The sequence below is a fragment of the Gordonia sp. L191 genome (genome assembly GCF_030077625.1).
Classification (GTDB): Bacteria; Actinomycetota; Actinomycetes; order Mycobacteriales; family Mycobacteriaceae; genus Gordonia; species Gordonia polyisoprenivorans_A.
The window spans coordinates 1178498-1197408 of sequence record NZ_CP125996.1 but is presented as its reverse complement, the minus strand read 5'-3'; the positions used below and the strand labels follow the sequence as shown (position 1 = coordinate 1197408).

Genomic DNA, 18911 nt, shown 5'->3' with positions numbered 1-18911 from the left:
GGATATTTATGAACGATCTGGTTAGTTGTCTTGACCGGGACGAAGGTCCTTTGTATCGTCAGTCACACGCCCGACACCCTGTGTTGGCGAGCACAACTTGGAGGACTGATGACCGCACCCACTTCCGATCTGCCGGCAGCCCAGCCGCGCAAGGCCGCGTTGGCCAGCTTCATGGGCAGCCTGGTGGAGTACTACGACTTCTTCATCTTCGGCACCGCCTCGGCGCTGGTGTTCAACAAGATCTTCTTCCCCGACATCAGCCCGACGGCAGGGACGCTGGCCAGCTTCGCCACGTTCGGCGTCGCCTACATCGCCCGCCCGGTCGGCGCGGTGGTCCTCGGCCACTTCGGTGACCGCATCGGCCGTCAGCGGGTCCTGGTGTTCACCCTCATCCTGATGGGCCTGGCCACCTTCGCGATCGGATGTCTGCCCGACTACCACTCGATCGGCATGGCCGCACCGGTCGCACTCGTCGTTCTTCGCCTGCTGCAAGGACTTTCGGCGGCAGGTGAGCAGTCCGGCGCGAGTTCACTCACGGTCGAACACGCCGATCAGGGCAAGCGCGCCTTCTACGCCAGCTGGACGCTCAACGGCACCCAGGCCGGGCTGCTGGTCGGCACCCTCGCCTTCATCCCCGTCGCCGCGCTGCCCGAGGACGCCCTGCTCAGTTGGGGCTGGCGCGTTCCGTTCTGGTTCAGCGCCGTGGTCATGTTCGTCGCCTACCTGATCCGCCGCACGATGCCCGAGACCCCCGTCTTCGAGAAGATCAAGGACTCGACCGAGGGCGTCTCCGACATCCCGCTGCTGGTGCTGCTGCGCTTCCACTGGCGGGCCCTGGTCCGGGTGATCGCCTGCTCGACGATCTCGGTCATGAGCACCTTGTTCTCGACCTTCGCCCTCAAATACGCGACCACCGACTTCGCCGTCTCGAAGAGTTCGATGTTGCTCGTCAGCGTCATCGCCAACCTCGTCATGCTGCTCAGCCAGCCGCTGTGGGGCCTGGCCTCCGACCGCATCGGACGCAAGCCGATCTTCATCGGCGGAGCGCTGGGCTGCGCGATCCTGGCATTCCCTTACCTGCTGATCATCACCACCGGCTCCTTCTGGGCGATCCTCGTGGCCACCCTGATCATCCAGACCGTCGTCTACGCCGCCGCCAACGCCGTCTGGCCGTCGTTCTACTCCGAGATGTTCCCGGCCAAGGTCCGGTACTCGGGCGTGGCCATCGGCACCCAGATCGGCTTCATGGCCAGCGGTTTCCTGCCCCTGATCGCCGCGGCGATCCTCGGTGAGGGCCGGATGGGCTGGGTCCCGGTCGCCGTGGTCGTCGCCGCCTTCGCCGTGGTTGCCGCACTCGCTGCCGCCACCGCGGTCGAGACGCACAAGACCGACACGATGCGACTCGGGGAGGAACCCGTCAAAGGAGCCGACACCATGACCGCGTCGGCACCGGCCTCGCCGTCGATGGCCTGACACCGCTCGCCCACACCCGGCTCCGGGACGATTCCCCGGCCCGATCATCAAAGGACACACCAATGTTCGACATCGAATTCGCCACCGCAGCCCGCCGCGCATCCGGCGGTGCCGTGGTCGCCGCCCTGATCGGGCAGGGGATCTCCCGGTCGCTCACGCCCGCCATGCACGAGCGCGAGGCCGCCCACCACGGACTGGACTACACCTATCTGACCCTCGACGTCCCGGCGTCGGCCGCGGCCACCGTCGACCTCGCGGCGCTGCTGGCCCGCGCCGCCGACGCCGGGCTCGTCGGGCTCAACGTCACCCATCCGTTCAAGCAACGGATACTGGCCCATCTCGACGATCTCTCGCCCGACGCAGCCCGTCTCGGTGCGGTGAACACCGTCGTCTTCGACGGTGCTCGCGCGATCGGACACAACACCGACTGGTCGGGCTTCGCGCGCAGCTTCGACCGGGGCCTCGGCGCCGGTCTCGGCGCCGAGGCCGCACCCCGGGAGTCGGTGGTGCAGATCGGCGCAGGCGGAGCAGGCGCTGCCGTCGCCTATGCCGTACTCACCGCCGGGGTCGCCCACTTCCACCTCGTCGACACCGACACCACTCGGGCCGCCGGACTCGCCGCCACCCTGCGCACCATGTTCGACGCCGAGATCACCTCCGGTGGAGTCGATTCCGTTGCCATCACACTGGCCGACGCGGATGGCCTGGTGCACGCCACCCCGATCGGGATGGCCCATCACCCCGGTATGGCGGTGGACCCGGCGCTGCTGCGCGCCGACCTCTGGGTCGCCGACGTCGTCTACCGTCCGGCCATCACCGAGCTGATCGCGGTGGCCCGTGCGGTCGGCGCACGCACCCTGCCGGGCGACGGGATGGCGGTCGGGCAGGCCGTCGACGCGCTGCGGCTGTTCACCGGCATCGAGCCGGACGCGGACCGGATGGCCGCCCACATCGCCGAACTCATTGCCGCCGAGGACCTCGCCGAGCGTCGGACCGCCTGAGGGCGCGCCCCTCATCTTGCCGACAGCGCTCTGTTACTCGCCGACAGCGCCCTCCAGATCGCCGACAGCGCCCTCGCAAGCGCTGTCGGCCTTGTGACGGGCGCTGTCGGCGTCGTGGCGGGCGCTGTCGGCGTCGTGGCGGGCGCTGTCGGCGCTGGGGAGAGCGCTGTCGAGGCAGTGAACGAACGATAGAGTTCATGAGGTGACCGATCCCGCACCCCGACGCCGCGACAGCGAACGCACCAAGGCCGATATCGTGAAGGTCGCGACGAAGGAGTTCGCCGACAAGGGGTTTGCGGGTGCGCGGGTCGATGAGATCGCCGCCAAGACCCACACCACCAAGCGGATGATCTACTACTACTACGGCGACAAGGAGGGTCTGTACCAGGCCGTTCTCGAGGCGTCCTACGGACGTATCCGGCGCCTCGAGCAGAAGGTCACCCACATCGCCGACGACCCGGTTGCCGCGTTGCGCCACGTCGCCGAGATCACCTTCGACCACCACGACCGCAATCCCGACTTCATCCGGATCGTCGCGGGCGAGAACATCCTGCGGGCGGCGCATCTCAAGCATGCGGCAGGCGTTGGGCGCCTGGGCAATCCGGCGCTCGACGTGCTGACCCGGATCCTCGAGTCCGGCCGTGAGAAGGGGGTGTTCCGCAGCGACGTCGATGCCCTCGACGTCCATCTCGCGATCAGCAGTTTCTGCTTCTTCCGGGTGGCCAACCGGTTCTCGTGGAAGACCCTGTTCGACCGCGATCTCGCCGCCACCGATCAGCGCGTCCATCAACGACGCATGATCGGCGACATGATCGTCGCCTATCTCACCGACACGTCCACGCCGGACTGAACGACCTCATCCCCCACAGCATCCGCCGACGCCCGGCGGGACCGCATCGCGCACATCCCGCGTGACAGCATTGCGCGCGGACAACTCGTCGACGGCCGGATAGTCGACACCCACCAGGCTCAGGCCGCGCGCCTGCGCCACCGGGACCTGGCTGCTGCGCTCACGCTGCGCCAACAACCCACGGCACCACTCGACATCACGACGTCCGTCGCCGACGCAGGCGACCGCACCGACGAGCGAACGCACCATCGACCAGCAGAACGCATCCGCGCTCACCTCGCCGATCAGCACCCCCTCGTCGTCACGACGCCACGCGAAACGTTGGAGATCGCGGACCGTGGTGGCGCCGTCCCGACGACGGCAGAACGCCGCGAAATCGTTGAGCCCCAACAGCGTCGAGGACGCCGCGTTCATCGCCTCGACGTCGAGGGTCCGACGCCAGGTCGCGGTGGTCCGCGCCCGGGTGGGTTCGGCGCCGAAGACCGCATCGGTGAGCCGATATCGGTAGTGGCGACGCAGCGCCGAGAAGCGGGCGTCGAAGTGTTCGCTCACCGGGGTGACGGCCTTGACGCGCACATCGTCGGGCAGCATCTTGGCCAGCCGACCGACGAGCAGCGCGGGACCGCCGGCCAGACTGCGCGTGGCCAGCGCCGAGGCCGGGATGTCGGCGTGACAGACCTGACCGGTCGCGTGGACGCCCGCGTCGGTGCGTCCGGCGACGGTCAGGCGGATCGGCACGCGCAGCACCGTGGCGAGGGTGTCCTCGAGTACCCCGCACACGCTGCGCTGCCCGACCTGCCGTGCCCAGCCGGCGAAATCGGTTCCGTCATAACCGATGTCGAAGCGCAGACGAACGAACCCGCCGTTCCCGGAATCGGTGGCGGCGGGTTCGTGCGGCACTGTCGGGCTCAGTCGTCCGACTTCTTCTCGGTCGAGCTGTCGACGTCGGCACCCTGCTCGTCGGCCTCGACGGCGGTCGCGGCGGTCGACTCGTCGTCGACGGCCTCGGCCACAGCCTCGGCGTTGGCCTTCGCGGCGTCGTCGGCGTCGGCCTCCACGGCCTCGACGACGTTGTCGCCCGCAGGCTCGGCAACCGCGGCCTCGGTCTCGTCGAGCTTGGCCTCGGCGGCCTTGCGGGACGCGGCGACGCGGGTGGCGCGATCGGCCTCGCTGGACGCGGTCGACCCGGTGACGAGTTCGATCACGGCCATCGGGGCGTTGTCGCCCTTGCGCGGCAGCGTCTTGATGATGCGGGTGTAGCCGCCGTTGCGATCGGCAAAGCTCGGGCCGATCTCTTCGAACAGGACATGCACGATGTCCTTGTCGCGGATCACCTTGAGCACCTCACGACGGTTGGCCAGCTTGCCAGCCTTGGCGTGGGTGATCAGCTTCTCCGCGTACGGCCGCAGGCGCTTGGCCTTGGCCTCGGTGGTGGTGATGCGGCCGTGCTCGAAGAGCGAGGTGGCGAGGTTCGCCAGGATCGCCTTCTGGTGGCTCGCCGACCCGCCGAGGCGGGCACCCTTGGTGGGCTTGGGCATTGTCTTCTCCTAGACGGACTCCCCCATCGCTGAATGGGGGAAATCAGGGTTGGCGTGCAGCGGCTACAGCTGCTCGGTCTCTGCGAAATCCTCACCGGAGTCACCGTCGAACGACACGTCGTCCGACCACGTTCCGGTCGCCGGGTCGTAACCGGCCACCTGCGACGGATCGAAGCTCGCCGGGCTGTCCTTGAGAGCCAGACCCAGGGCGTGCAGCTTCACCTTCACCTCGTCGATCGACTTCTGCCCGAAGTTGCGGATGTCGAGCAGATCCGACTCGGTCCGTGCCACGAGTTCACCGACGGTGTGCACACCCTCGCGCTTGAGGCAGTTGTAGGACCGGACGGTCAGGTCGAGATCCTCGATCGGCAGGCTGAACGACGCGATGTGATCGGCCTCGGCCGGGCTCGGCCCGATCTCGATGCCCTCGGCCTCGACGTTGAGCTCCCGGGCGAGCCCGAACAGCTCCACCAGGGTCTTGCCCGCCGACGCCAACGCATCCCGCGCGCTGATCGAGTTCTTGGTCTCCACATCGAGCACGAGCCGATCGAAGTCGGTGCGCTGCTCGACACGGGTGGCCTCGACCTTGTAGGTGACCTTGAGCACCGGCGAGTAGATCGAGTCGACCGGGATGCGGCCGATCTCGGCACCCGACGCCTTGTTCTGCACGGCCGGAACGTATCCGCGGCCCCGCTCGACGACGAGCTCGATCTCGAGCTTGCCCTTGTCGTTCAGGGTGGCGATGTGCAGATCGGGGTTGTGCACGGTGACACCGGCCGGGGGGACGATGTCGGCGCCGGTGACGGTGCCCGGACCCTGCTTGCGCACGTACATGGTGACCGGCTCGTCCTCTTCGGAGCTGACCACGAGGCCCTTGAGGTTCAGGATGATGTCGGTGACGTCTTCCTTCACCCCGGGGACGGTGGTGAACTCGTGGAGCACACCATCGATGCGGATGCTGGTGATCGCAGCACCCGGGATCGAGCTGAGCAGGGTACGACGCAGCGAGTTGCCGAGGGTGTAGCCGAAGCCGGGCTCGAGCGGTTCGATGACGAACTTCGACCGGTTGTCGGCGAGGATCTCCTCGGTCAGGGTGGGTCGCTGTGAGATGAGCATTCTGAGATTTCTCCTTGTGGCCGACCGCTATATGACGGCCTAGAAGTGAACCGAACAGCTTGTGCTGCTTGGCAATTACTGATTCGACGGACTACTTGCTGTAGAACTCGACGATGAGCTGTTCCTGCAGCGGAACCTCGATCTGGGCGCGCTCGGGCACGTTGTGCACGAGGATGCGCAGGGTCGAGGGAACCACCTGCAACCAACCCGGGACCGGACGATCGCCGACGAGCTCCTTGGCGATCTGGAACGGAGTGGTCTGCAGCGACTTCGGCCGGACGTCGACGATGTCGTACTGGCTGACGCGGTAGCTGGGCACGTCGACCTTCACACCGTTGACGGTGAAGTGGCCGTGGCTGACCATCTGCCGGGCCTGACGACGCGTGCGGGCGATGCCGGCACGGTAGACGACGTTGTCCAGGCGGGTCTCGAGGAGCTTGAGCAACTCGTCACCGGTCTTACCGGTACGACGGTTGGCTTCCTCGTAGTAGCGACGGAACTGCTTCTCGAGCACGCCGTAGGTGAAGCGGGCCTTCTGCTTCTCCTGCAGCTGCAGCAGGTATTCGCTCTCCTTGATCCGCGAACGGCCGTGCTGGCCGGGCGGGTAGGGGCGACGCTCGAATGCCTGGTCGCCTCCGATGAGGTCGACGCGAAGACGACGGGACTTCTTTGTGGCGGGGCCGGTATAACGAGCCATTGTCTATTCTTTCCTTTCCCGCTAGACCCGACGCCGCTTGGGCGGACGGCAACCGTTGTGCGGCTGCGGGGTGACATCGGAGATGGTGCCGACTTCGAGGCCGGCGGCCTGCAGCGACCGGATCGCGGTCTCGCGACCCGAACCCGGTCCCTTGACGAACACGTCGACCTTCTTGACGCCGTGCTCCTGGGCCTTGCGCGCGGCGTTCTCGGCCGCGAGCTGAGCCGCGAACGGGGTGCTCTTGCGCGAGCCCTTGAACCCGACGTGGCCCGACGACGCCCAGCTGATGACGTTGCCGTTGGGGTCGGTGATCGACACGATGGTGTTGTTGAACGTCGACTTGATGTGTGCGTTGCCGTGCGGGACGTTCTTCTTATCGCGACGGCGTGCGCCCTTCTTCGGGCCTGCGCTTCGTGACTTAGGAGGCATTACTTCTTCTTCCCGGCGATGGTCTTCTTCGGGCCCTTGCGAGTACGGGCATTGGTCTTGGTGCGCTGTCCACGGACGGGCAGGCCACGACGGTGACGCAGACCCTGGTAGCAGCCGATCTCGATCTTGCGACGGATGTCGGCCTGGACCTCGCGGCGCAGGTCACCCTCGACCTTCACCGAGGCTTCGATGTATTCACGCAGCTTCGCGACGTCTGCGTCGGTGAGATCCTTGGCGCGCAGGTCCGGGCTGAGCCCGGTTCCGGCCAGGATCTCCTTGGAGGTGGTACGCCCAACTCCATAAATGTAGGTCAGTGCGATCTCCAGCCGCTTTTCGCGGGGGAGATCCACACCAGCAACACGTGCCATGTGGCGGGATTCCTTCACTTCTCAGAGGTCTGCTCCTGGTCCGTCCCGGACTCTTGCCGGGCTCCGGCCTCTGAACCGGAGGTGGGCGCCGACCCGTGTGTCGTCGCTGGTGCCAAGAGGGCTTCACAAAATCCTGTTCAGCTCTTCTGGTGTATTCAGTTGTGTCTCAAGCGACCCGGAGGGTGGCGAGTGATGATCAGCCCTGACGCTGCTTGTGACGCAGGTTCTCGCAGATCACCATGACCCGACCGTTACGGCGGATCACCTTGCACTTCTCGCAGATCGGCTTGACGCTCGGCTGAACCTTCACGTCAATCTCTCCTGTTACTCGCCCGCTGGGCACGGCCGATGGCCGCACCGATGGCGGGTGTGGTTACCCCGGGCCGCCCCGGCCCGGGAGGTCTTACTTGTAGCGGTAGACGATGCGCCCACGACCGAGGTCGTAGGGCGAAAGTTCCACGACGACCCGGTCCTCGGGCAGGATGCGGATGTAGTGCTGCCGCATCTTGCCGCTGATGTGGGCGAGCACCTTGTGACCGTTCTCCAGCTCGATGCGAAACATCGCATTCGGCAGGGGTTCGATCACCCGACCCTCGACCTCGATGGCCCCGTCTTTCTTCGCCATGTCCTCCGCGATCCTGTCGCGCGCCCTCATCAGGCGCGTAACCCGGTTGAATTCGTTCCGATCCGTTACTGTGTGGGCACCCCGGGACAGCGTCACCAGGTGCCCGTTCCGGTGCTGACCGGAACTCGATACGTTGCCTCCCGGTTTCGCATACACACGCGCGGAGCAACTCCGACGATGGACACACAAATACCGGCACGCTTTGCGCACCGCCGTCCTATGCTACGCGAACTGCGGGAACACTCCAAACCGTCGATGGCCCCGGCACCATGACCGCACGAATCCGGCATCCCGCGCCGACGATGGCACACTATTGGCCATGCGTGCCTTCCTGATCCAGAGTGCCCTCAGCGGCGTGGCCCTGTGGGTGGCGACGCTGATCGTGCCCGGCTTGGACTTCGTGTTCCCCGCCGACGCCGGCTTCGGCGTCAAACTGGGCATCGTCGTGCTTGTCGCGCTGATCTTCGGCGTGATCAACGCCTTCATCAAGCCGATCGTGCAGATCTTCGCGATCCCGCTCTACATCCTCACCCTCGGGCTGATCCACATCGTGATCAACGCGTTCATGCTGGAGATCACCTCGTGGATCACCCACAACACCACGTCGTGGGGCCTACAGGTCGACCACTTCTTCTGGTCGGCGGTTCTCGGCGCGCTGGTCATCTCGGTGGTGAGCTGGCTGATCTCGATGGTGCTCAAAGAGCCCGTCCACTAACCGTCCTCCACCCGGTGTCACCGGCCGGGACGTCAGGCCCCGGCGCCGATGATCGCGGTCAGTTGCTCGATCGGCGATCCGTCGCCGAGCACCTGGATGGCCACGTGATCGGCACCGGCGGCGAGATGCTCATCGACCTGCTTGCGGATCGAGGCCGCATCGCCGTGGGCGACCAGCGCATCGATCAGGGCGTCGGAGCCACCGTCGGCGATGTCGTCGTCGGTCCATCCGAGCCGCTTCAGATTCGACGTGTAGTTGCGCAGGTGCAGATACGGATTGTCGACCGGCGGCCGTCCGACGGCACGCGCCGCCTGCGGATCGGTGTCGAGGACCACCTTGTGCTCGGGAGCCAGCAATACGCCCTCGCCGAGGGTTTCGCGGGCGATCGCGGTGTGCGCCGGAGGTGTCAGGTAGGGGTGCGCCCCCAGCGCGCGGTCGGCGGACAGGCGCAACATCTTCGGCCCCAGGGCGGCCAGCACACGCCGCTCAGTCGGCACCTTTTTCTCGTCGAGGACGTCGAGATACTCCCCGACCGCCTCGTACGGCTTCTTGTACTCCGCGGTCGCCTCCGGGTGGCCGGCACCGATGCCGAGATAGAAACGGCCCGGGAAGTCGTGGTCGAGTTCGTGGAATTGGTCGGCGATGGCGGCGGCGTCGGTGTTCCAGATGTTGACGATGCCGGTGGCCACCGTGATGTTCTCGGTCGCGTCGAGGACCTTGCGGATCGGACCCAGATGTTTGGGCGACCCACCGAGCCAGATCGTGCCGTATCCGAGTTCCTCGATCTGCCGGGACTCCTCGGGCGAGAACCGACCGAACCATCCCCACACCCCGTGGCGTCCGAATCTCTGGATGTGTGCCGTCTTCTCCGAGTCAGTCATGTCCTGGCCAACCGGAATCGGCGAATGCCTATTCCGGCGTCCCGGACTCCCATCCGAGACGGGGTACGATCCGAATACTCACCGGAAAGGAGTTCCCTGGTGAAGAGTTTCTGGTGTGGGGCCGTCATTCCCGACTGCGATACGCGTTTTGTCGGTAACGACGAACCCGACGTGCTCAGGCAGGTGGCCGCCCACGCCGCCGGCGTGCACGGACTCGACCACCTGCCCGCCGCCACCGTCGACCGGGTCCGCCGGTTGATCTCCGACATATCCGAGTGATCGGGCGACGCGCGCAGACCGGCGGACGCGGAAAGCGATTGGTGGGATGCACCACCCTGCGGTGAGCGAGCCGGTCGACGAGCTGGATGCAGCCGTCACCGAGTTGCTCGACGCCGGCCGCGCACCGCGACTGGTCTATCAGCCCATCGTCGACATCGCGCGTCTGCGTGTCGTCGGATACGAGGCACTCAGCCGTTTTCCGGGACCCCTGCAGGCCAGCCCGGACCGGTGGTTCGCGGCGGCGGTACGCGTCGATCGGGCCATCGAGCTGGAAGCGATGGTCGTCGAGAAAGCACTCGCCGCGCGAGTGCACTTGCCGGCCAACTGTTTTCTGACGATCAATGTGGCGCCCGAGGCGCTTGTCTCGACGCCCATCCAGAAATTGTTGCAGCACACCGACCTGACGCGGGTGGTCGTCGAACTCACCGAACACTCCGCGGTCTCGGATTACGATGTCGTCCGCCGAGCGGTGGCCCAGGTACGCGACCGCGGTGGTTTCATCGGGGTCGACGACGTCGGCGCCGGGTATGCAAGTCTGTACCGGATTCTGGCCATCCGGCCGGACTTCGTGAAGCTCGATCGTGAACTGATCACCGGCCTTCACAACGACGAGGCCAAGGCCGCGCTCGTCGAGATGTTCGGCGGTTTCACCAGCCGGATGGATTCGTGGGTCGTCGCCGAGGGGATCGAGCAGCGCGACGAGTTGCACCGGTTGGTGCAGCTCGGTGTCCCCCTGGGTCAGGGATACCTCCTCGGGCGTCCTGCACCCGAGATGGGTTCTCTCGAACTCGAGCCGAGCACCCTCGCCCCGACCATCAACCCGACGGTGACGGCGGCACCGCAGTCCACGGTGGCCCGTCTCGCGCACGCCTGCCTGACCGCACCTCTGGACTCCCCCGACGGCACGTTGCGCACCGCGCTCTCCGACGGTTCGACTCTTCCGCTGGTCATTCTGCTCGACTCCGGTGGTCGCCCAACACAACTGGCGCAACAGAGCGACCCGACGACGATCGAGCGGCGCGACGTGCTGCGGACCCTCGACTCCACCGACCAGCGAGAAGCGTTGCGGCGTGCGATGACACGACCGCGGCCGACCCGGTTCGACCCCCTCGCGTGCTGCGACATGTCCGGAGCGTTCCTCGGCGTCGTGCCGATCGAGCGACTGATCGAGGCGCTGATCGTGGACTGATCGGGTCGGCCGACTTCGAGGGTCTCCCCGGCGGCAGAGGAGCTACTGCATTCTGGCGAGCATGTCGTCGCGCCGCTCGATGATCGACGCTCGCATCTGTGAGGTCAGCAGCGTCGGGGTGCCCAGCGCCATCATGTGGCCGCTGTCGTGCGGATTCACGCCGTTGGCCCGCAGAAACGGCTCGGCCCGTTGCGACACACTGCCTTTCACGCCGAACCAGTCGAGGAACTCGGCAACGGTCGTCGTCAGGAGATGCCCGCCGAGGGTGTCATTGGCGCGTCCGATGATCCAGCCGATGGCGGCCGCCGCCCGGTCGGTCGATGCTTTCCGACGGAAGATCGCAGGATCGCGGCGCGCCGCCCGGGCCAGCAATCGCCGCATGGCCGTGCGGTGTTCGACGTCGAAGAAGACCTCCGCGCTCGCATCGCAGCGCTGCCGGATCACCTCGACCACGGGCAGGATGTCCTCGGCAATCCCCGTGACGTCGAACTGTTCGTCGGGCAGCGGCTCGGCGTCCAGGCTCAGCAGCGTCGGGCGTCCGCCGACCCGTTGGTCCAACTCCCGCAGAATGAACTCTTCGAGAGATGGTCCACTGAACTCGACACCCGGTGGATAATCCGACAACCCGTCGGGGATCGAGGCATCCTCCCCGAGCGCCGCCGCCCGGGCGAGCTGCGCCAGCATTATGGCGTTGGGTGGCCGGTCACGCCGGATCTCCTCCCGGAACTCGGCTTCGCATTCGTCGATGGCGGCGAGGGTGTCGGCGGTGGCGGCCCGGCTGATCCCGCGCTCACCGTGGCAGTAGCGGACGAAGCGGCGCATCATCTCCGGGTACCGCTGAAGCGATTCGACGTCGTCGATGATCTTGCGCGGGATGCGATCGAGCAACATTATCTCGACGACCACCGGGCTCCACCGCATGGGATCCGGTGCAGCCATCCACATCAACGGTTCGAGAGCGCTGCGGTTCTCGGCATCGTCGAGGGGCCGACCGTGGGGCGAGGCGAAGAACGCGTCGGCGAGTTCGGAGAACTCGGCGTCGGTCCACTCGCGCGGTGACGCCGCAGCACCGGCCTCAGGTAACAGCCGCAGCGCCCACTCGACCAGCGGACGGCACATCGGCCACGAGTCGGATTCGGCCGGCGGGAAGGTCATCCGACCGATCTTCATCGCCTCCTCGATGGTCGCGCGGGCGATACCCGCGTCGACGGGATCGCACACCACCGTGGTCATCGACGAGGATGCGGTCTCCCGGAAATGCGCGAGCAAGTCCTCCACCGGCGCCGGAACGACGAAGGCATCCTTCACGATCGAACCCATGTTGTGGTCGACGTACACCAGGAACGAGAGCTCGTGCGCCGGCGGCCACCCGATCGTGAAGATGTAGGACTCCCCGTCGCTCAGTTCGTCGCCGACGACATAGACCTCGGAGACCACGCGCGCCTCGCCGAACGTGCCGAGCCACGACGGCATGGGCTGGCGACGACCGGCCAGCGTGCGTGTGATGCGCGCCGCGAGGAGTTCGTCGGCCTCGAGTTCATCGGCAAGTAGCTCCCGGAAAACCGTGAGGGCGGCCGTCGTCTCGGCGAAGGAGATCTCCACGAACGACTCGATCAGCGTGTCGCGTGTGGCCCGATCCTTCCGATCGGCGAGCGGATGCGGATCGGGATCGGTGGCCTCCAGCAGCCCGCCGAGCGTGACCAGCAGGTCGACGGGCTCACCGGTCCGCAGCGCGAGGCGGATGCTCTGGATGAGCGGCTGCTCGTCGACCCCCGGCGCTGGTCCACCACCGCGGCCGCCGCCCGTCGCCGACCGCACCGGCTGCAGATGCCTGCGCTTGGGATCCTTCTTGCCTCGCGATCGCTTACCCATCACGGGCAGCGTACTGGCAAGCGGTGGGCGCCGTCGCGGTCGGTGGATCTGGTGGCGGCCGGGGAACAGTCGACCGCAGAACATCGGTGATGGCAGGCTGATCCCCATGCGTGCTGTCATCCAGCGGGTCACCGAGGCCTCGGTCGTCGTCGACGGGGACGTCGTGGGAGAACTCGACATCACACCCGGCGGCCACGGTCTGGTGGCCCTGATCGGCGTCACCCACGACGACACCGATGCCGACGCCTCCAAGTTGGCCGACAAGATCTGGCGTCTGCGCATCCTCGACGGCACGGCCACGGGCGGATCGCCGGCGGAGGTGTCGGCAGCCGACGTCGACGCACCGATCCTGGTGATCAGTCAGTTCACGCTGTACGCCAACACCGCCAAGGGCCGACGCCCCTCGTGGAATGCGGCGGCGCCGGGGGCGGTCGCCGAGCCACTCGTCGATGCCGTGATCGCCGCCCTGCGCGCCGCGGGGGCGACGGTGGCCACCGGGCGTTTTGGCGCGCACATGCGCGTGCGCCTGGTCAACGACGGCCCCGTCACCATCATCATCGAGACGTGATCCCGGTAGCGTCGGACTCATGGGACGTATCACCGCACGTCGCCGGGTGATCCGCGTCCGGCGCGGCGAACCCACGGCGCGCGCCGACGTGCTGGCCGTCGAGGAACCACTGGAGATCCGGATCGGTGGGCGGGCATTGGTCGTCACCATGCGCACACCCGGCCACGACGTCGAGCTCGCGACCGGTTTCCTGGTGTCGGAAGGGTTGATCGCCCGCGCCGAGGACGTGGTCGCGGCCCGCTACTGTGCGGGTGCGCAGGCCCCCGGCGAACCGAACAGTTACAACGTTCTCGACCTCGCCCTGGCCGACGGGATCGGTACGCCCAACGCCGCGGCCGCGCGACGCTTCACGATGAGCAGCGCCTGCGGCGTCTGCGGCAAGGACAGCATCGATGCGGTGGCGACGGCGTCGCGCTTCACCGTCGGCGACGACCCGCTGACCCTCGACACCGACGCCGTTCTCGCACTCCCCGACCGTCTTCGTGAGGGGCAGAAGGCATTCGACCGGACCGGCGGCATCCACGCGGCGGGCCTGTTCGACGGCACCACCGGCGAGATGCTGGTGATCCGAGAGGACATCGGCCGCCACAACGCCGTCGACAAGGTCGTGGGCTGGGCCCTGACCCAGGATCGACTTCCGTTGCGCGGCACTGTGCTCCAGGTATCGGGGCGGGCGAGCTTCGAGCTCGTCCAGAAGGCGGCGATGGCCGGCATCCCGATGCTCTCGGCGGTGTCGGCGCCGTCCTCTCTGGCCGCGGATCTCGCCGAGGAGCAGGGGATGACGCTGGCCGGCTTCGTGCGCGGCGATTCCCTGGTGCTCTACAGCCGGCCCGACCGCGTCCTGGGCTCACCGGCCCGGTGAGCCGCCCGCATCCCCGATCCCCACATCGCCGCTCTCACACCCGCTGCCCCGTCTGCCCGTCGAACCAGTGAACCTCGTCGGCGACGGGCACCAGACCGATCTCGTCACCGACGGTGAACTGCTGCCGATGATCGGCACGCACCACCACGCGCCCATCGCGCACCGGCAGATCTGCTGCGCTGTAGACGAATTGCTCGGCGCCGAGTTCCTCGACCAATTCGACCCGAGCGGTGACCGACCGCGACGTCCCGGCCGCGACCAGCTGCCAGGATTCGGCCCGCATTCCGACGACCGCCCTACCCGGCACCGCGCGCGGCGCCGGCAGGTCGGCGCCACCGAGATCGACGTGCCCGTCCCGTACCTCGACGTCGATCAGACACATCTGCGGCGTGCCCATGAACCCGGCGACGAAGACGTTCGCCGGGTGGCGATAGATCTCCCTCGGTGTCCCGACCTGTTGCAGCACACCATGATCGAGGACCGCCACCCGATCACCCATGGTCATCGCCTCGACCTGATCGTGGGTGACGTAGAGCGTGGTGGTGTCCAGCTTGCGCTGCAACGCGGCGATCTGTGCGCGCGTGCTCACACGTAGCTTCGCGTCGAGATTCGACAGCGGCTCGTCCATGCAGAACACCTTGGGATGCCGGACGATCGCACGCCCCATCGCCACCCGTTGACGTTGCCCGCCGGACAGTTTCGCCGGTTTGCGGTCGAGCAGCGAGTCGAGTTCGAGCATCGCCGCCACCTCGTTGACCCGGGCGGCGGTGTCGGCCTTGCTCATCCCGGCGTTGCGCAGCGCGAATCCCATGTTGTCGGCGACCGTCATGTTCGGGTACAGCGCATAGTTCTGGAACACCATCGCCACGTCCCGCGACTTCGGCGGCAGCCCGACGACATCGGCGTCGTCGATGAGAATGGCGCCCGATTCCACCGATTCGAGGCCGGCGACCATGCGCAGGCTCGTCGACTTGCCACAGCCAGACGGGCCGACGAGCACCATGAACTCGCCGTCGGCGATCTCGAGGTCGAGGGCGTCGACGGCGGGCGAACCGTCGCCGAATCGTTTGGTGGCCTTGGCGTAGGTGACCGAGGCCATTACTTGGGCAGCTTCGGCTGGATCTGGGTGGTGTAGATCTGCTCGATCTGCTTCTGCGTATCGGCCATCGTCGCGGCGACGTCGGCGTTCTGCAGACCGATCTTCTCGAAACCGGTGCCGATGATCTTGTCGCCGCCGGGAATGAACACCCGAGCGTAGTTCTGCGGCTTGGTCTTCGGCAATTGTTCGATCGCGGTCCGGAAGTTCGGGTTCTTCTCCAGGAAGGCGGTCATCGACGGCGCGGTGACCGCGGCCTTGCGCACCGGCATGTAACCGACGTTCTGCGAGAAGTAGGCGGTGTTGTCGGTGTTGGTGATGAAGTCGATGAACTTCAGCGCGTTGACCTTGCGCTCGTCGGAATTGCGGGCCGGGATGGCCAGTCCCGCACCACCGGTCGGGCAACCAATCGTGCCGTCCGGGGCGGGCAGGAACGCCGTCGAGAGCCGGAATTTCGCATCCGAGGTGATACCCGAGAGGTCACCGGTGGAGGCGACCGTGGAGGCGAGGAGTCCCGCGCTGAAATCACCGGCGATGTCGTTGGAGATCTTCGCGTACCGATCCTTGTTGATCGTGTCGCTCAGATACTGCGCAGCGGCAACGGTTTTCGGGTCGGTGAACGTCATCGTCCAGTCGTCGGAGTAGGCGCCGCCGAAGGTCCAGGTCGGTCCTTGGAAGGTCCAGCCCAGGTAGTCCACGGCGTTGCCCCATCCGTGCGCCGATTTGCCCGAGCCCACCACCGACTGGATGCGCGGACCCCACTCGGCGAACTCCTGCCAGGACGCGGGACCACGGGCGGGCAGCCCGGCCTGGCTCCACACATCGGCGTTGTAGTAGAACAGCGGGGTCGACCGCGCGTACGGCAGGGCCCACGTCTTGTTGTTCCACTTGTAGTCGCCGACAAGGGAATCGACGTAGCCCGACGGATCGACGCCGGCCCTGCCGAAGAGGTCGTCGAGCGGTGCGATCGCACCGATCAGGGCGAAATTGAACCACCACACATCGCTGAGGATGATGATGTCGGGCAGTGCACCGCCCGACAGTGCGGCGTTGAACTTCTGCGCCGCCTCCTCGTAGTTCTTACCCGCATCGATCAACTGCACCTTGATGCCCGGGTTGGCCGCCTCGAACCGCTTGATCAGTTCCTTCTCGACATCGGTCGACTTGCCGGGATGGTTCGACCAGAAGGTCAGATTGTAGGGATCACCGTCATTGCTCGAGCCGCCACCCGAGCCGGCACATGCAGCGAGGGCGGCCGCAGCGGCCACGGTCAGTCCGGCGCCGAGGAAGCCACGGCGGGTCAGGTCGGTCATGCGCATTCTCCTGAATGTGTGCTGAGTGATGAGACTGGGTCGGGATGGTCAAACAGGTGGGGCCACAACGGCGTACGCGATCACCCCTTGACCGCACCGGAGGTCAGGCCCTTGATCATGTGGCGTTGGAGTGCGAGAAAGGCGATCAGCATCGGCAGCATCGCCAGGACCGTCGCGGCCATCACCGGTCCCCAGTTGGTGACGCCGTCGTTGTTCTGCAGCTGCGTCAGTCCCACCGGCAGTGTCGCCACGCTGTAGTCGTCGGCCATCAAGAACGGCCACAGGTACTCATTCCATTCGTTGACGAGCGTGATGAGGGCGAACGCCACCATCGTCGGAATCGACAACGGCAACACCACACGCACGAGCAACCGGATGTGCCCGGCGCCGTCCATCCGGGCGGCCTCGATGATCTCCGGTGGGATCGACAGAAAGTGGTTGCGCATCAAGAAGGTTCCGAACGCGACCCCGGCCAGCGGCACGATGATCCCGGCGAAGGTGTTGCGGAAACCGAGTTGGGCGACCAGCGAGTAGTTGGTGATGACGGTGATCTGATTGGGCACCATCAGCGCCGCGATGATCACCAGGAACACGAGGTTCTTGCCCGGGAATCGCAGGAAGACAAGACCGTAGGCGCTGAGCACGCCGAGCACGAACTTGATGACACCGAGGATCAGCGTGACGATCAGTGAGTTGCGCAGGAACTGCCAGAACGGCACCGAGGTGGTGGCCTCCCGGTAGTTCTCGGGATGCCACGTCGAGGGCCACCACACCGCCGGCTGGACGTAGATCTCGGATCGATCCTTGAAGGAGGTCAACACGATCCACGCCAAGGGCACCACCACGACGGCCAACGCGACGAGCATCGCGAGATAGCCCAGCACCGCAACCGTCCGCCGACGCCTGCGCGCACGCGCGGCAATCCGTTCGCGCTCGTCGGAGACGATCGCCGCGTTGCGTGGGTGCGTCTCTGCCACCGGCGTGTCCGTGGTCGGGGTCATCGTGCGCCCCGATCCATCAGCCGCACCTGGGCGACGGTCACCACGAGCAGGATCAGGAACATGATGGTGGCGACGGTCGCACCGTAGCCGGCGCGGAAGTTGCGGAAGGTCTCCTCGTAGACCTGGTAGACCATCGTCGTCGTGCCGTTGCCGAGGGGACCGCCGCGGGTCATCACGTTGATGATGTCGAAGACCTGTAACGAGTTGAGCAACACGGTGATCGAGAGGAAGAACGTCGTCGGGCGCAGCTGCGGCAGGAGCACCTTGCGGAAATGTGTCCACCCCGAGGCGCCGTCGACGGCGGCCGCCTCGTCGAGATCTGCCCGTTTACCCTGCAGCGCAGCGAGATAGATCACGAAGGCGTATCCGAGGTTCTTCCACACGTAGGTGACGGTGATCATGAACAGCGCCCAGTGGGGTTGCTGATAGAAGTCCGGAGCAGAACCCAGACCGAGGCGGTGCATCAGGTCGTTGATCAGGCCGAAATTGGGGTCGAACACGAACTGGAAGGCGATGCCGACCGCCGCGCCGGACAACACGAACGGGGCAAAAACCACCGACCGCACCAGGTTTCGGCCCTTGAGCGCCCGATCGAGGAGCAATGCCAGCACCAGGCCGAGGGCCATGCTGCCGGCGACTGCGACGACGGTGAAGACCACCGTGTTCACGACGATGGTCGCGGTGTCCTCGCGGGTGAACCATTCGCGATAGTTCGCGAACCCGATGAACGTCGAGCCCGGCGAGGAGATGTTCCAGTCGTAGAACGACATCCGGATGTTCTCGATCAGCGGCCGATACGTGAACACCGCCAACAACGCGAGATTGGGGCCCACGATGGCGAGGAACAGGGCATAGGACTTCCACGGCCGACGCCCGCCCGCGCGGGGCAGCACATGTTCGTTCACCGATGGCACTCGGCGAGTATTCAGCCGACAGCTGACCGGACGCGAACGGCCACGTTGAGCGCCGGTGAGCGATACGTGTCCGGCAGGTGTCGCCGCTCGATCGGTTGCGACGCGTGGACGCGGTCAGCCCAGC

22 protein-coding genes and 1 pseudogene are annotated in these 18911 nt (G+C 66.4%); 8 read left to right on the top strand and 15 right to left on the bottom strand.

Annotated features, from left to right (window positions below; all coding sequences use genetic code 11):
* Positions 1-108: 108 nt before the first annotated feature.
* Together QNM97_RS05270 and QNM97_RS05265 are read left to right on the top strand one after the other, a co-directional pair.
* Entirely contained in the window at positions 109-1473 is a 1365-nt protein-coding gene (locus QNM97_RS05270) for an MFS transporter (protein WP_283821883.1), read from the top strand.
* 62 nt (positions 1474-1535) lie between these two features.
* Positions 1536-2474: a shikimate dehydrogenase gene (locus tag QNM97_RS05265; protein ID WP_283821882.1), complete on the top strand. Its 939-nt coding sequence runs from the start codon at positions 1536-1538 to the stop codon at positions 2472-2474.
* 33 nt (positions 2475-2507) lie between these two features.
* On the opposite strand, the pseudogene QNM97_RS26605 reads toward QNM97_RS05265, so the two are convergent.
* Positions 2508-2600 (bottom strand): annotated as a pseudogene (locus tag QNM97_RS26605) (hypothetical protein); the annotation flags it as partial.
* A gap of 76 nt (positions 2601-2676) precedes the next feature.
* Here QNM97_RS26605 and QNM97_RS05260 point away from each other — a divergent pair.
* Positions 2677-3324, top strand: coding sequence for a TetR/AcrR family transcriptional regulator (locus QNM97_RS05260; protein WP_283821881.1), 648 nt, complete (start codon positions 2677-2679; stop codon positions 3322-3324).
* Between the two features lie 6 nt (positions 3325-3330).
* Here the strand turns inward: QNM97_RS05260 and truA are convergent, their stop codons facing one another.
* The 8 genes from truA to infA all read right to left on the bottom strand — a co-directional run bounded on the left by truA (position 3331) and on the right by infA (position 8097).
* Positions 3331-4224 (bottom strand): tRNA pseudouridine(38-40) synthase TruA, encoded by an 894-nt coding sequence (truA, locus tag QNM97_RS05255; protein WP_283821880.1) that lies wholly within the window; start codon positions 4222-4224, stop codon positions 3331-3333.
* A gap of 8 nt (positions 4225-4232) precedes the next feature.
* Positions 4233-4862, bottom strand: a complete 630-nt coding sequence (gene rplQ, locus QNM97_RS05250; protein ID WP_006370386.1) for a 50S ribosomal protein L17 — start codon at positions 4860-4862, stop codon at positions 4233-4235.
* A 63-nt stretch (positions 4863-4925) separates the two neighbouring features.
* Complete coding sequence (locus tag QNM97_RS05245) at positions 4926-5978, bottom strand: DNA-directed RNA polymerase subunit alpha (protein ID WP_006370387.1); 1053 nt, start codon at positions 5976-5978, stop codon at positions 4926-4928.
* Between the two features lie 91 nt (positions 5979-6069).
* Positions 6070-6675 (bottom strand): 30S ribosomal protein S4, encoded by a 606-nt coding sequence (gene rpsD, locus QNM97_RS05240; RefSeq protein ID WP_208792115.1) that lies wholly within the window; start codon positions 6673-6675, stop codon positions 6070-6072.
* Positions 6676-6696: 21 nt separating this feature from the next.
* Complete coding sequence (gene rpsK, locus QNM97_RS05235) at positions 6697-7104, bottom strand: 30S ribosomal protein S11 (protein ID WP_005207980.1); 408 nt, start codon at positions 7102-7104, stop codon at positions 6697-6699.
* Positions 7104-7472: a 30S ribosomal protein S13 gene (gene rpsM / locus QNM97_RS05230; RefSeq protein WP_005170495.1), complete on the bottom strand. Its 369-nt coding sequence runs from the start codon at positions 7470-7472 to the stop codon at positions 7104-7106. The genes rpsK and rpsM overlap by 1 nt, the downstream gene beginning before the upstream one ends.
* 196 nt (positions 7473-7668) lie before the next feature.
* Complete coding sequence (gene rpmJ / locus QNM97_RS05225) at positions 7669-7782, bottom strand: 50S ribosomal protein L36 (protein ID WP_005207978.1); 114 nt, start codon at positions 7780-7782, stop codon at positions 7669-7671.
* A gap of 93 nt (positions 7783-7875) precedes the next feature.
* A complete protein-coding gene (gene infA, locus QNM97_RS05220; protein ID WP_005170487.1) occupies positions 7876-8097 on the bottom strand; it encodes a translation initiation factor IF-1 in 222 nt (73 codons plus the stop codon).
* A 319-nt stretch (positions 8098-8416) separates the two neighbouring features.
* Here infA and QNM97_RS05215 point away from each other — a divergent pair, with 319 nt between their 5' ends.
* Entirely contained in the window at positions 8417-8812 is a 396-nt protein-coding gene (locus tag QNM97_RS05215) for a phage holin family protein (RefSeq protein ID WP_283821879.1), read from the top strand.
* A 32-nt stretch (positions 8813-8844) separates the two neighbouring features.
* Here the strand turns inward: QNM97_RS05215 and QNM97_RS05210 are convergent, their stop codons facing one another.
* Entirely contained in the window at positions 8845-9693 is an 849-nt protein-coding gene (locus QNM97_RS05210; protein ID WP_283821878.1) for an LLM class F420-dependent oxidoreductase, read from the bottom strand.
* Between the two features lie 99 nt (positions 9694-9792).
* Here QNM97_RS05210 and QNM97_RS05205 point away from each other — a divergent pair, with 99 nt between their 5' ends.
* Positions 9793-9972: a DUF1059 domain-containing protein gene (locus QNM97_RS05205; protein WP_283821877.1), complete on the top strand. Its 180-nt coding sequence runs from the start codon at positions 9793-9795 to the stop codon at positions 9970-9972.
* Between the two features lie 61 nt (positions 9973-10033).
* Complete coding sequence (locus QNM97_RS05200; RefSeq protein ID WP_283821876.1) at positions 10034-11161, top strand: EAL domain-containing protein; 1128 nt, start codon at positions 10034-10036, stop codon at positions 11159-11161.
* Between the two features lie 42 nt (positions 11162-11203).
* On the opposite strand, the gene QNM97_RS05195 is transcribed toward QNM97_RS05200, so the two are convergent.
* Positions 11204-13033 carry a hypothetical protein gene (locus QNM97_RS05195; RefSeq protein ID WP_283821875.1) on the bottom strand — a complete coding sequence of 610 codons (1830 nt, stop codon included), beginning with the start codon at positions 13031-13033 and terminating at the stop codon, positions 11204-11206.
* A 106-nt stretch (positions 13034-13139) separates the two neighbouring features.
* Here QNM97_RS05195 and dtd point away from each other — a divergent pair, with 106 nt between their 5' ends.
* Positions 13140-13601, top strand: a complete 462-nt coding sequence (dtd, locus tag QNM97_RS05190; protein ID WP_283821874.1) for a D-aminoacyl-tRNA deacylase — start codon at positions 13140-13142, stop codon at positions 13599-13601.
* Positions 13602-13620: 19 nt separating this feature from the next.
* Positions 13621-14463, top strand: coding sequence for a formate dehydrogenase accessory sulfurtransferase FdhD (fdhD, locus tag QNM97_RS05185; RefSeq protein ID WP_283821873.1), 843 nt, complete (start codon positions 13621-13623; stop codon positions 14461-14463).
* Between the two features lie 34 nt (positions 14464-14497).
* Here the strand turns inward: fdhD and QNM97_RS05180 are convergent, their stop codons facing one another.
* The 4 genes from QNM97_RS05180 to QNM97_RS05165 form a co-directional block, all read right to left on the bottom strand.
* Positions 14498-15562: an ABC transporter ATP-binding protein gene (locus QNM97_RS05180; protein WP_283821872.1), complete on the bottom strand. Its 1065-nt coding sequence runs from the start codon at positions 15560-15562 to the stop codon at positions 14498-14500.
* Positions 15562-16872, bottom strand: coding sequence for an ABC transporter substrate-binding protein (locus QNM97_RS05175; protein ID WP_283821871.1), 1311 nt, complete (start codon positions 16870-16872; stop codon positions 15562-15564). Before QNM97_RS05175 ends, QNM97_RS05180 begins: the two co-directional genes overlap by 1 nt.
* Positions 16873-16952: 80 nt before the next feature.
* The gene (locus tag QNM97_RS05170; RefSeq protein ID WP_283821870.1) at positions 16953-17873 is read right to left on the bottom strand and encodes a carbohydrate ABC transporter permease; all 921 of its coding nucleotides are present in this window, start codon (positions 17871-17873) and stop codon (positions 16953-16955) included.
* Positions 17870-18787 (bottom strand): carbohydrate ABC transporter permease, encoded by a 918-nt coding sequence (locus tag QNM97_RS05165; RefSeq protein WP_283821869.1) that lies wholly within the window; start codon positions 18785-18787, stop codon positions 17870-17872. Before QNM97_RS05165 ends, QNM97_RS05170 begins: the two co-directional genes overlap by 4 nt.
* Between the last annotated feature and the right edge of the window lie 124 nt (positions 18788-18911).